Origin of the sequence: Rhodococcus sp. NPDC003318, assembly GCF_042879035.1 — a bacterium.
Lineage (GTDB): Bacteria > Actinomycetota > Actinomycetes > Mycobacteriales > Mycobacteriaceae > Rhodococcus_G.
In genome coordinates this window covers 233,336-245,263 of sequence record NZ_JBIAOU010000001.1, presented here as the reverse complement: position 1 = coordinate 245,263, position 11,928 = coordinate 233,336, and the positions used below count along the sequence as shown (strand labels likewise).

Sequence of the window (11,928 nt, the reverse complement as noted above, 5' to 3'; positions counted from 1 at the left end):
CGAACGCCGGGTACTCCGGGCTGCATGAGGAATGTGTGGTTCGGACTGGTCATCGGAGCACTCACCGGCGCCGTGGTGGGAGCAGTTGCCAACGGGATGTTCGGCGCAGGCCGCAGGATTCAGGAGGCGAACTACGGCGGTCGGGCCCACGACGCGGCTACACGTCTGGCGGGCACCGTCGCGGATTCGCACATGATGGAGGTCGGCAAGCACGCGGGGCACGCCGTCGCCGAGAGCGCGCGACGCGCCGAGAAGGCGGCGGTGGACACCGCTCACCGCGCGGAGAAGTACGCCGGTGAACACGTCCCGCACCGCGGAGACCATCACTCCTCCTGAGCAGGCGACGCTCTCACCGCCGGGAGACCACTCGGATCGTGTCCAGCTTCGGGTCGGCGCAGTCGGGAAGCGTCATCCCGGCGGCGAGACCCGACCGCAGGTACTCGATCATCTCGTCGGTGAGCTCCTCGCCGGGTACCACCGCGGGAATCCCGGGCGGATACGGCGTGATCTGTTCCGCGCAACGCGTCCCGCGGCCTTGTCGTGCGCAACGGTCTCGACGTCACCGAAGAACGCCTCGCGCGGCGCCGTCACCGACTCCAGTTCCCTCTCCGCGGGAGCGAGCAGACGGACGGGCGACGGCGGCGTGAACGAGGGCGCCGCCTCGGTCAGTGCCCGCAGCGAGGACAGCAACAGTTCGGCGGTGCTGTCGTCGTCCGCGAGGGACATCGTCGGCAGGATCCGCCGGTGGTCGCTGAGCCCGACGTCGAGATGTCGGTGTTCGCGTAGCCAGTCGGCGCACTGACAGCCGCTGACTCCGAGGTCGGACACGTCGACGAGGACCTGCAGGCGGTCGAGGCCGTGGGAGGCCTGGGCACCGAGTAGTTCGTCCTGCATCACGTGCAGGCCGGGTATCCGTTCGATCTCGCGGCGGACGCTGCGGGCCAACGCCAGCGCCCGCCCGAGGATCGCCTCGCCATCGGCGACCATGTGCCTGCGCCAGCCGTCGATCGCGCCGTAGACCATCACGGTCGGGCTCGTCGTCATCAGGAGATCCGCGCACTGCGCGAGGCGGGAGTGGTCGACGAGGTCGCCCTGACCGTGGAAGACCGATCCCTGCTCGAAGCCGGCGCCCATCTTGTGGATGCCGGCGACGCACACGTCCGCATAGTCGGCGAGTGCATCGAGGAGCGGTGCCCTGCTCTGGTCCATCCACACTTCGTGCCCACCCCGGGAGGTGCCGAAACCCGGATTGCCCGGCGCGGGACCCGGGTACCCGTTCGCCAGGTAACCGAATCGACGGACGAGGAGGCGCAGTGCGATGGCGACCTGCACGACATGCGGAAACGACTACGACAAGGCGTTCACCATGACGATGGACGGCCGGACCGGAACCTTCGACAGTTTCGAGTGCGCGATCCAGGAGATGGCCCCGGTGTGTGCCCACTGCCGGTGTCGAATACTCGGACACGGCGTGGAATCCGGCGACAGCGTCTACTGCTGCGCACACTGTGCGCGCAAGGCCGGACACGACGAGCTCGTGGACCGCGGTGACGCCTGACGCGGACGCCCGGCGCCGAGATCTTCGTACCCGACAGCGACGCCGACCTGATGCTGGTGGGGGAGCAGCCCGGGATCTGCTGGTGGGGGAGCAGCCCGGGATCGCGAGGACCGTCAGGATGCCGTGACGTCAGGATGCCCGTGACGCCCTCGTGCACGATCTGCGGACGGCCGCCGGCGCGCAGTGAGCGGCGCGCTGTGGCGGAGCCTCACCTGTCGTCGCGGTGCTCGACCGTCTGACGGTGCCTGGGCAACTCGTCCGACGTCGCGCTCGGATCGGTGCCCGTCGCAGTGGTCTCGGCGTGCCCGCGGGTGTCGCCGGTACCCACGTGCTCGCCGGTGTCCGTGGTCTCGGCTCGCTCGCGCGTGTCTGCGGTGTCGGACCGCTCGCGTGTGTCCGGATCGAGCGTGTCGGCCCGCTCCCACCGTGCGTCGACGTCCGCGCGTGCGGACGCGGCCTCGGCTCCGACGGCGCCGGCCTGGTTCCGCAGGCGATCGGCCTCCGCCTTCTTCGCATCGGCCTCCGCGGCGGCGACGCGGGCCTCGGCCGCGGTCTTCTCGGCGAGGGCTTCCTGGCGACCCACGTCGAAGGACTTCTGCCGGGCGTCGGTGCGGAGCTGTTCGGCTTCGTCCCGCCGCCGTGCGGTCCGTCGGCGCAGCAGTTCGACGACCACCAGCGCCACGATGAGCACGGCGAGGACGGCCACGATGATCCACACAATGGTTTGGGTGCTCATGTCGGACTCCTCGTTTGCCGGCCCCGCAGCCGCGGAGCCTCGCACGAGGCGTGCCCCAGGCGTCGCGTGCCGAAACGTCCGGCGCGGCGGCGTCAGCCGGGTGGTGGTGGTGCGGCGCGCGCGTGCCGCGGTTCGGGCCGACGGGTGACCAACAGCGCCGTGATCATGGCGACGCCGAGGGCGAGGTGCAGCCAGTCGTCGGCAGCGTTGACCGGGAGCGCGTTGAGTGCCGACTCGTCGGGTGTCGCCAGCCCGTAGGCCCACAGGAGCAGGTACGCGACACCGCCGAGTGCCAGGAACAGCGCGGAGCCCCGGGCGGTTCGCGATGCGACGAGCCCGAGGACTCCGAAGGTGAGGTGAATGACGTTGTGCAGCACGGAGGTTGCGAACATGCCGAGCAGCATCGCGTGCGACGAGTGTCCGGCGGGCTCGATCGTGTCCCAGCCCGTCGTCACCCCGGGAACGAATCCCAGGGCTCCGACGACCAGGAACACGATCCCCGCGGCGAAGGCCACCCGGCGAACGGGGTCCCGCGCACCCACCCGGGTGCGAAGCAGCCGGTCCATCCGAGTCGGGCCGGGTCAGGCGTGCCGCGCTCGGTACGTCCCGGCCGGCGCTGTCACCCGTCCCAGGACGAGACCGACGACGACCATGCCGAGTCCGAGGCCGAAGTGCAGCCAGTTGTCGGCGGTGTTCACCGGAACGAAGTTGGCGGTGGAGTGCTCGTCGACGATCATCCCGTACACCCACAGCGCCAGGTAGATGATGCCGCCGCCGATCAGGAACCACTGGGCGGCATTGACTGTGCGCGCCATCGCGATCCCGGCGACACCGAAGGCCAGGTGCACGATGTTGTGCAGGATCGACACCGTGAACACCCCGAAGAGCGCCGCCTCGGATTCGTGGCCGGCGAACTCCATCGACTCGTAGTTGGTGGTGATTCCCGGAATGAACCCCAGTACGCCGACCACCAGGAACACCGCACCCACGATCAGGGCGGCGACCTGAACCGGTGACCGGGTCATCGGGGCCCTCTCTTGCGCTTGCATTGTCAACCGCCTCCTTCTGTCTGGTGACAGTGCCGGGGTGCCCGCGCGCGGCGCCGCCAAACGCGGTTTGGGCTCACTGCCGCAGGGGCAGACCCACGGGACAGACCGGACGACGATCGACTGGGAGGCCGATGATGAGCGACGATCCGCGCGACACCGCCCGCACCGCCCGCCCCGCGGCGGGTGAATCGGTGCGGGATGCGCGCAACTGGTTCGGATACGGCGCGGTGCTCGTGGGGTTGGTACTCGTCGCCGCCTGCCTCGCGGCCGCGGGATACGGGTTCGAGGGCTGGGCGTGGATCACCGGAGTGGCGGGGGTGCTCGTCCTGGCGGCAGGCGTCGCGGGTGTCGTTGCCGAGCATCGGCGTGTGCGCTGACGCGTGAGCCGGTCACGCCGGCGCGATGTTCTGGTTGACGTGGAAGAAGTTGTCGGGGTCGTAGTGACGCTTGATCCGGGCGAGCCGGTCGTAGTTGCCGCGGTAGGCGTCGCGCACCCGGTCCCGGCCCTCGTCCATCAGGAAGTTGACGTACGCGCCGCCCGCCGACGTGGGATGCAGGTCGGTCCAGTAGTCCTTCGCCCAGGCGGTGATGACGTCGGCGTTACCGGGGTCCGGATCGACGCCGACGATCACGCCGGCCCACCCGCCGTCCCGGTACGCGAAGGCGGTGTCCGTGTCGGACACCCGGGCAGCGGCACCGTCGATCGGGTACATGTGCATCGTGGAGTGACCGGTCGGCAGTGCCGCGCCGAACCGTTCGTGGACACCGATCGCGGTGTCGGAGATCTCCTCGAAGAAGTCCGCCCGCCAATACCATTGCAGCCCTGCGGGGTACAGTGCGTCGAAGGCGCTCTGCAGCGCCGTGAACGGCAGGTCGTGAACGCCGACGAGCATCGGCTCGCCGAAGCTGCGGATCGGTTCGAGGATCGCGTCGGCCCGGTCGTGGGGTCCGGTGTAGCACCACACGATGCCGCACGCCTTCCTGCCCCACAGCTCCTCCGGGAACGGCGGTGCCGGCGGCACCGTCAACAGTCCGATCCACCCGCTCAGTTCCTCCGGCAGCGCGGGCAGCAGGTCCCGGTACCAGCGCATCACCGCGTCGGTGTCGGCGATGTCGTAGAGCACCGGCCCGCCGATCACGACGCCGTGTTCGCCGATGTCGTGGCACCGGAACGTGAACGAGGTGACGATCCCGAAGTTGCCGCCGCCTCCGCGCAGCGCCCAGAACAGGTCCGGGTGCTGGTCGGTGTCGGCGTGGACGAAACTGCCGTCGGCGAGGACCACGTCCGCGCCCAGCAGGTTGTCCACCGTCAGACCGAATCGCCGTGACAGGTATCCGATACCGCCGCCGAGAGTGAGGCCTCCCACCCCGGTGGAGGCGAGGAATCCGGACGGGGTGGCCATCCCGAACCCGACGGTGGCGTGGTCGACGTCGCGCCACACGCAGCCGCCGTCGACGCGTACGGTGCGCCGGTCCGGATCGACGGTGACACTGTGCATCTCGGACAGGTCGATCACGAGGGCGTCCTCCCAGATGCCGAGGCCGGCCGCGTTGTGGCCGCCGCCCCGGACGGCGACGGTGACGCCGTGCTCGCGGGCGAACCGGACGCACGCGACGACGTCGGCGGCGTCGCGGCAGTACGCAATCGCGGCGGGGCGGCGGTCGATCATCGCGTTGTAGACCGCGCGGGAGGCGTCGTAGTCGGGATCGGTGGGGGTGACGAGGCGGCCACGCAGTGCGGCGACCAACTCGGTGTGGTCGAGGGCTGGCAGGGCGGTCATGGGGATCGGTCCTCCGGTCGGATCGTCGACGACCGCGGTTCGGCCGTCGTCGGGTCCGACGCTAGGCAGCGACCGTTCGCGCAGCGTTCGCCCACGAGGACCGTGCGCGAACGGTCAGGGCGACGCCTGGTCGCTGTCCTTCGCCGCACCCCACCCGTGCCACCGGTCGACCTCGATCCAGGCACTCGTCCGGCCCCGCACCCGGTCCGGATACGAGTTGCCCGCATAGTGCTGGGAGAGCCGGTCGATGTCGGTGAGCTCCTCGTCGGGGTACATCTCGGTGACGCGGCCGAGGAGGGTGACGTGGGTGTACCAGCTGCCGGAGTCGAGAACCGTCAGCGTCACCCGCGGATCGCGCCGCAGGTGCCGCAGGCGCACCCGCCCGTCGTCCATGTTGACCAGGATCCGCCCGTCCTCCCACAGGTACCAGGTGGCGGCCGAGACCGGAGCGCCGTCCGACCGCAGGGTGGTGATCACGGCCGGATTGGCACGGGCGAGCACCTCGATCGCGTTCGCCGGCAGCGGTGGTCGGGACATCAGGGACTCCTCACTCGTAGCGGCCGAGGGCACTGCGGCGGCCGAGGGAACCGTGGCGTCCGAGGGCACGAACCGTCGGACCACGGCGCCCTCAGGTGTCCTGGGACACATCCTCGACGCTAGCGAGGTCTGCGCGACGCCGCAGCACCTCGGGCAGCCACCACAGGTCGCTGTGGGTGCGGGCCGAGGTCAACGCGGCGTCGACGATCGCGCGGGCGGTGGCGATGTGCCCGGCCCGGGCGTGCACGTCGGCGAGCAGGATCAGCCAGTACGGCATGCGCGCGAACGATCCCGTCGCCCGGAGCCGGTCGACTCCCGCGGTGGCGAGGTCGATGCGGGAGCGCGCCCAGCCGTCGAGGACCAGGGCCCACTCCCGGTAGTACGCGAACCCGTACCGGCCGCACAGTGCCCGCAGCTCGGTGACCGTCCGGTGCAGTGCGTCGGTGTCGCCGCGGAGCTGGTCGGTGATCGCCCCGTAGGCCAGCGCGACGGCGAGGCTGTACGGCTGGTCGGCCTCGCGGGCGAGAGCGACCGCCGATTCCGCGGCGACGCGTGCGTCGTCGGGGCGGTTCCGCAGCCACAGTGCGTGCGCGGACCAGGCGCGCCCGTGGACGTCGTAGCGGGCACCGACCCACAGGTTGCGGGTGCCGCCGGTCAGGTCGTCGGCGGCCGCGAAATGCCGCAGTGCGGCATCGGGTTCCGCGAGGCTGACCGCCGAACCGCCGCACGCGAAATGCGCCGCCCCGACGGCGTCGGCGTCGCCGTCGGCCTCCGCGACGGCCAGTGCCCGGGCCGCGACCCGTTCGGCGTCGAGGTTGCGGCCCTGCACGAACCGTGACGACCACAGGCCGACCAGGCCCGCGACCAGCGACTTCCGCCGCCCGAGCTGCTCGGCGAGGTCGACGGCCCGTTCGAGCACTTCCTGCAGGTCGGGCGACGCGTACCCGCGGGACGCGGTCAGTGGCGCTGCCGACGCCTCGAGCACGGCCAGTTCGCGTCGCCGCGACTCGGCGCTGGCCGGTCCCTTCCGGACCGCGACGAGGGCGGCCCGATGCAGCCGGGTGGCCTCGTCGTATCCGAATGTGGCCGAGGCGATCTCGGCGGCACGCAGGTAGTGGGGGACGGCGCGGTCGGGTCGGCCGCCGCGATCGTACTGGCGGGCGAGTTGCGCGCAGAACGGATCGAGGTCGTCGGCGTGCAGCAGCGCGAGTCCCTGCGCCAGGCGGCGGTGCAGCAGCCAGCGGTGCGGGGAGTCGATCCGCGCGTAGGCGGCCTCGCGCAACAGGTCGTGGGCGAAGTCGTAGCCGCGGCCCGTCTCGCGCAGGATGCGTTGACGCCACAGGGTGTCGACGGCCCGGACCACCGCGAGAGGTTCGAGATCGCCGGCTTCGACGAGCAGGTCGAGGGTGACGTCGCGGCCCGCGGCGGCGACGAGTCCGGCGACGGTGTCCGCGTCCGGGCCTGCGGTCGCCAGCCGGGCTCCGAGGACGTCCCGCAGGCGGTCGGCGGCCAGCGGGTGTCCGTCCGCCGACCGCACCGCCTCCACGACATACAGCGGGAAGCCGCCGGTCCCCGCGTGCAGCAGAGCGTGCTCCCGGTCCGACAACCTCCGGCGCGCGACCGCGTCGCCCAGCCGGGCGGTGGCGGCGGGGTCGAGCGGTGCGACCACGAGTTCGGTGACGGGTCCACCCGCACTCGGCCGCCCGATCAGTCGCGCGACGTCCGGTCCGTCGCCACGCATCGTCGCCGCGATCAGCAGTGGTGCTCGGGGGAACGTGCGGACGAGGTAGCCGAGGAACTCGAGCGTCTCCGGGTCGCACCACTGCAGGTCGTCGAGGACGAGGACGGTGGGTCGACCTCCGGCGAGCAGCGCCCGGGCCAGGCCCTCCACGAAGCGGTGACGCTGCCACGCGTCCGCCATTCCCAGTCCGCCCGGCGTCTGCGCCCGGCGGTCGGTGTTGCCGGGATCGAGGGCGGTCAGGCGCTCGACCTCCACCTGCCACGGCGGCGCGAGGGTTCTCGCGCCGTCGGCGATCGCGGGGTGACGGAGCCACTCGGCGATCGGCGCGAACGGAAGGCGTCCCGCCGCCGCGAAACAACGACTGTGGGCCGCTCGGGGGCAGCGTGTCCGGCGCGTGAACTCGTCGACGAGGCGGGTCTTCCCGACCCCCGCGTCGCCGCGGACGAGGACGACCGCGGCGGCTCCGGCACCGGCATGTCGCCACAACGCCGTGAGTGTCGCCAGTTCCGCCTCCCGTCCGACCAGCGGCGCAGCCGGTGTGCGCACACCGAGCGACCGTCGAGCACTGGATCTTTCGTCATCGAGGAGTCGTTCGAACGCCTGCCGCGTCACGCGATCGGGTTGGACCCCGAGCTCGCGGTCCAGGATCGCCGCGCAGCGGTGGTAGGTACGCACCGCGCCCGCCCGGTCGCCCAGATCGACCTGCAGCCCCATCAGCGCCCGGTATCCCACCTCCTCGAGGGGCCGCAGCGCGACCCGGCGGCGAGCGGCCTCGGAGGCGCCGGCGGCGTCACCGGTCAGGCCACGGACGACGACCAGCAGGTCGCACAGGTCCACGCATCGCTGCTCGAGGTCCGCCCGGACGGTGGCGGCCCACTCGTCGTCACTGCCCGGCAGGAAAGGTCCGCGGTAGACGGGCAGCGCCACCGAGGCATGGGCGCTCGCGGCGTCGTGGTCACCGCGGTCCGCAGCCGCACGGGCGCGCTCACCCTCGAGCTGGAAGACGCGGGCGTCGACCTCCACGTCGTCGCCGTCGCGCCAACACAGGTCCGTCGCCCTCACCACCAGTGACGGTGAATCGCGTACCGCGCGGCGCAGATGGTGCAGCTCGCGGCGCAGATTGGTCAACGCCTGCCCATCCGGGGAATCGGGCCAGAACGTCGCCGCGATCCGCTGCCGCGGCTGCGGCACCCCGGCGTGCGCGACGAGGAAGGCGAGCAACGCCACCGACCGCGGCGACCGGGTCGCGGCGTCCCCGGTCTCCGTGTCGATGATCGCCTGTTCGCCGAGGAGAGCAACCTGCAGCATGGTGTGGCCTCCTGAGAAGCCAGGGTAGACCGGCACGTCGGCGGCGGGGAGTGCTCGTGCAGCGTCCTCACCGAGGCCATCAGCATCCGTCGCCGGCCCGTCCGATCCGCGGTTGCCGCTTGCTTCGACAGATGTCAATATTGACCAATGTCGAATCAAGGTCCGCAGGATGACGGTGCGTGCTGCTCGCCGCTGGTGCGTGAGCCCCTGACCGAGGACTGGGCGGGGGATCTGGCCCGGATGTTCAAGGCGCTGGGGGATCCGGTGCGCCTGCGTCTGCTCTCGCTGGTCGCCTCCCACGCCGGCGGCGAGGCGTGCGTGTGCGACATCTCCGGGTCGTTCGACCTGTCGCAGCCGACGATCTCCCATCACCTGAAGGTGCTGCGCGAGGCCGGTCTGTTGGACTGCGAACGCCGCGGCACCTGGGTCTACTACTGGGTGATCCCGTCCGCGCTGCGGCAACTCTCGGCGGTTCTGCTGACCGAGAGCGCGCCCGCAGTGCCGTCGGCGCAGTGCGCGGAGGTACCGGCATGAGCGAGACCGCCACCACGGATCACTCTGCCGTCGTCGGGAAGCTGTCGACCCTCGATCGGTTCCTGCCGGTGTGGATCGGCGTCGCGATGGTCGCGGGCCTGCTGCTCGGCCGACTGATCCCCGGACTCGGGGACGTCCTGTCCGCGGTGGAGATCGACGGCATCTCCCTGCCGATCGCCCTCGGCCTGCTGATCATGATGTACCCGGTCCTGGCGAAGGTCCGCTACGACCGCCTCGACACCGTCACCGGCGACCGGAAACTCCTGGTCGGGTCGCTGGTGCTGAACTGGGTGCTCGGCCCGGCCCTGATGTTCGCCCTCGCCTGGATCTTCCTGGCCGACCTGCCCGCATACCGGACCGGGCTGATCATCGTCGGCCTGGCCCGCTGCATCGCGATGGTGGTCATCTGGAACGACCTCGCCTGCGGCGACCGCGAGGCCGCCGCCGTCCTGGTCGCGATCAACTCGGTGTTCCAGGTGCTCATGTTCGCCGCACTCGGCTGGTTCTACCTCTCCGTCCTGCCCGGCTGGCTGGGGCTCGAGCAGACCACGATCGACACCTCACCATGGCAGATCGCCAAATCGGTACTCATCTTCCTCGGCATCCCGCTGCTCGCCGGCTACCTGACCCGCCGCAACGGCGAGAAAGCCAAGGGCCGCGAGTGGTACGAGGAGCGGTTCCTGCCGCGGATCGGGCCATGGGCGCTGTACGGACTGCTCTTCACCATCGTGATCCTCTTCGCGCTGCAGGGTCACCAGATCACCTCCCACCCGTGGGACGTCGTCCGGATCGCCATCCCGCTGCTGGCGTATTTCGCGATCATGTGGGGCGGCGGCTACGCCCTCGGCGCCGTCACGGGCCTCGGGTACGAGCGCACCACCACACTGGCGTTCACCGCCGCGGGCAACAACTTCGAACTCGCGATCGCGGTCGCGATCGCCACCTACGGCGCCACCTCCGGACAGGCCCTCGCCGGAGTCGTCGGGCCGCTGATCGAGGTGCCCGTCCTCGTCGGCCTCGTCTACGTGTCCCTCGCCCTCCGCAGTCGCTTCACGTCCACGAAGGAGTCCTGACCGTGTCCGCACCACCGAGTGTGCTGTTCGTCTGCGTCCACAACGCGGGCCGCTCCCAGATGGCCGCGGGCTTCCTCACCGCGCTGGCCGGGGATCGGATCGAGGTCCGCTCCGCAGGCTCCGCGCCCGCCGAGCAGGTCAATCCCGCTGCGGTGGCGGCGATGGCGGAGGTCGGGATCGACATCTCCGCCGAGAACCCGAAGATCCTCACCGTCGACGCGGTGCAGGCCTCCGACGTGGTGATCACCATGGGCTGTGGTGACACCTGCCCGGTCTTCCCCGGCAAGAGCTACCGCGACTGGGTCCTCGACGATCCGGCCGGCCAGGGTGTGGGCGCGGTCCGGCCGATCCGCGACGAGATCAAGACCAGGGTCGAGGCGCTGATCGCCGAGCTCACCGCCCGACCTGTCGCCCGCTGACGACCCGCGCCCGGGATCCCGCCTCCCGAAGGACCTCCGGACCAGGGCGAGCACCTCGGTTCACGAACCGGCCGTCGTCGGCTCCGGGCCCACTGGCGCGGGCAGCACTCTCGCTGCGGCCGTGAGAACGGGGTCGGTGGACGGATTGTCGGCCGCCCCGTGTCCCGGGGTGGTCAGCAGCAGGACGTGTCGGCGGTCGCCTTCTCGCCCGCGGCGGCGGTGCCGCAGCACACCCCACCCTCGGTGGCGGACTCGTCGCCCGGATGCTGCGGGCTGGATCCGAACGTCTCCGAGTCGGCGAGAACGGTGTAGACCTCCCACCTCTCCCCGGCCGGGCCGGTGACCCACACCTTGTCCTGGGTGGCGTAGCAACAGGTGGTGCCGATCTCCTCGTCGGTGAACAGGCCCTCACCGGTCAGGCGGACGATTTCGGAGTGCACCTTCTCCGACGACTCCACCTCGACCCCGAGGTGGTTGACGGTGCCGCCCTGACCGGGATTCTCGAGCAGGACCAGCTTCAGCGGTGGCTCGGCGACGGCGAAGTTCGCGTAGCCGGGCTCGAGTTTCGCCGGCGCGGCGCCGAACAGTTTCGAGTAGAACGTGACGGCCTCCTGTAGGTCGTCGACGTTGAGTGCGAGTTGGGCGCGTGACATGACATCCTCCACGTATGTGACATATGTCGAATTAGTGACCACTTCAGGGTCCCACCTTTTCGACATAAGTCAACAGGGTCGGTAGGATGGATTCATGCCCAAGACGCTGCCCGTCATCGATGTCTCCGCGCCGATCTGCTGCGCCCCGGTCTCGGCCGGACCGATGTCCGACGACGCCGCGCTCGAGGTCGCGCTACGTCTGAAGGCTCTGGCGGACCCGATCCGGATCAAGCTCGTGTCGATCCTGCTCGCTGCCGACGACGGCGAGGTCTGCACCTGCGATCTGGCCAGCGGTGTCGACGTCGCGGAATCGACCGTCAGCCATCACCTCGGCCAGCTCCGCAAGGCCGGCATGGTCACCTCCGAACGCCGCGGCATGAACGTCTTCCACCGCGCCCGCACCGAGGCCCTCGACGCACTGCGTCTCGTCCTGAACCCCAACTGCTGCAAGTAGACCCGCCGTCCGCGACTCATCCGGCAGGGGTTTCCGGCGGCTGAAGCCTCAGGGGATCTGCCGGGATGGCCGGACCGGCCGTGAC

14 protein-coding genes and 1 pseudogene are annotated in these 11,928 nt (G+C 70.7%); 7 read left to right on the top strand and 8 right to left on the bottom strand.

Annotated elements, in window-relative coordinates; genetic code table 11:
• Positions 1–24: 24 nt before the first annotated feature.
• A complete protein-coding gene (locus tag ACFYVR_RS01080; RefSeq protein WP_387468751.1) occupies positions 25–336 on the top strand; it encodes a hypothetical protein in 312 nt (103 codons plus the stop codon).
• 13 nt (positions 337–349) lie between these two features.
• Here ACFYVR_RS01080 and ACFYVR_RS01075 read toward each other — a convergent pair.
• A pseudogene (locus tag ACFYVR_RS01075) lies at positions 350–1,164 on the bottom strand (ornithine decarboxylase); the annotation flags it as partial.
• A 154-nt stretch (positions 1,165–1,318) separates the two neighbouring features.
• On the opposite strand from ACFYVR_RS01075, the gene ACFYVR_RS01070 reads away from it, so the two are divergent.
• Positions 1,319–1,558 carry a hypothetical protein gene (locus tag ACFYVR_RS01070; RefSeq protein ID WP_387468750.1) on the top strand — a complete coding sequence of 80 codons (240 nt, stop codon included), beginning with the start codon at positions 1,319–1,321 and terminating at the stop codon, positions 1,556–1,558.
• Positions 1,559–1,766: 208 nt separating this feature from the next.
• Here the strand turns inward: ACFYVR_RS01070 and ACFYVR_RS01065 are convergent, their stop codons facing one another.
• The 3 genes from ACFYVR_RS01065 to ACFYVR_RS01055 all read right to left on the bottom strand — a co-directional run bounded on the left by ACFYVR_RS01065 (position 1,767) and on the right by ACFYVR_RS01055 (position 3,319).
• Positions 1,767–2,294 carry a hypothetical protein gene (locus ACFYVR_RS01065; protein ID WP_387468749.1) on the bottom strand — a complete coding sequence of 176 codons (528 nt, stop codon included), beginning with the start codon at positions 2,292–2,294 and terminating at the stop codon, positions 1,767–1,769.
• Between the two features lie 92 nt (positions 2,295–2,386).
• On the bottom strand, positions 2,387–2,860 hold the full coding sequence (locus ACFYVR_RS01060; protein ID WP_387468748.1) for a DUF4383 domain-containing protein: 474 nt from the start codon (positions 2,858–2,860) through the stop codon (positions 2,387–2,389).
• A gap of 15 nt (positions 2,861–2,875) precedes the next feature.
• Positions 2,876–3,319, bottom strand: coding sequence for a DUF4383 domain-containing protein (locus ACFYVR_RS01055; protein WP_387468747.1), 444 nt, complete (start codon positions 3,317–3,319; stop codon positions 2,876–2,878).
• Positions 3,320–3,477: 158 nt separating this feature from the next.
• Between ACFYVR_RS01055 and ACFYVR_RS01050 the strand changes: the two genes are divergently transcribed.
• Positions 3,478–3,720, top strand: coding sequence for a hypothetical protein (locus tag ACFYVR_RS01050; protein ID WP_387468746.1), 243 nt, complete (start codon positions 3,478–3,480; stop codon positions 3,718–3,720).
• A 12-nt stretch (positions 3,721–3,732) separates the two neighbouring features.
• On the opposite strand, the gene ACFYVR_RS01045 is transcribed toward ACFYVR_RS01050, so the two are convergent.
• From ACFYVR_RS01045 to ACFYVR_RS01035, 3 genes are all read right to left on the bottom strand, one after another.
• The gene (locus ACFYVR_RS01045; protein WP_387468745.1) at positions 3,733–5,124 is read right to left on the bottom strand and encodes an FAD-binding oxidoreductase; all 1,392 of its coding nucleotides are present in this window, start codon (positions 5,122–5,124) and stop codon (positions 3,733–3,735) included.
• 114 nt (positions 5,125–5,238) lie between these two features.
• Positions 5,239–5,661, bottom strand: coding sequence for a PPOX class F420-dependent oxidoreductase (locus tag ACFYVR_RS01040; protein ID WP_387468744.1), 423 nt, complete (start codon positions 5,659–5,661; stop codon positions 5,239–5,241).
• A gap of 91 nt (positions 5,662–5,752) precedes the next feature.
• A complete protein-coding gene (locus ACFYVR_RS01035; protein WP_387468743.1) occupies positions 5,753–8,710 on the bottom strand; it encodes an ATP-binding protein in 2,958 nt (985 codons plus the stop codon).
• 147 nt (positions 8,711–8,857) lie between these two features.
• Between ACFYVR_RS01035 and ACFYVR_RS01030 the strand changes: the two genes are divergently transcribed.
• The 3 genes from ACFYVR_RS01030 to ACFYVR_RS01020 are packed head-to-tail and all read left to right on the top strand — an operon-like array spanning position 8,858 to position 10,736.
• The gene (locus ACFYVR_RS01030; RefSeq protein ID WP_387468742.1) at positions 8,858–9,244 is read left to right on the top strand and encodes an ArsR/SmtB family transcription factor; all 387 of its coding nucleotides are present in this window, start codon (positions 8,858–8,860) and stop codon (positions 9,242–9,244) included.
• Complete coding sequence (gene arsB, locus ACFYVR_RS01025) at positions 9,241–10,317, top strand: ACR3 family arsenite efflux transporter (protein ID WP_387468741.1); 1,077 nt, start codon at positions 9,241–9,243, stop codon at positions 10,315–10,317. The genes ACFYVR_RS01030 and arsB overlap by 4 nt, the downstream gene beginning before the upstream one ends.
• Positions 10,318–10,319: 2 nt before the next feature.
• The gene (locus tag ACFYVR_RS01020) at positions 10,320–10,736 is read left to right on the top strand and encodes an arsenate reductase ArsC (RefSeq protein WP_387468740.1); all 417 of its coding nucleotides are present in this window, start codon (positions 10,320–10,322) and stop codon (positions 10,734–10,736) included.
• A 173-nt stretch (positions 10,737–10,909) separates the two neighbouring features.
• Here ACFYVR_RS01020 and ACFYVR_RS01015 read toward each other — a convergent pair whose 3' ends face one another.
• Complete coding sequence (locus ACFYVR_RS01015; RefSeq protein ID WP_387468739.1) at positions 10,910–11,389, bottom strand: ArsI/CadI family heavy metal resistance metalloenzyme; 480 nt, start codon at positions 11,387–11,389, stop codon at positions 10,910–10,912.
• A gap of 94 nt (positions 11,390–11,483) precedes the next feature.
• On the opposite strand from ACFYVR_RS01015, the gene ACFYVR_RS01010 reads away from it, so the two are divergent.
• Positions 11,484–11,843, top strand: a complete 360-nt coding sequence (locus tag ACFYVR_RS01010) for an Rv2640c family ArsR-like transcriptional regulator (RefSeq protein WP_387468738.1) — start codon at positions 11,484–11,486, stop codon at positions 11,841–11,843.
• The last annotated feature ends 85 nt before the right edge of the window (positions 11,844–11,928 follow it).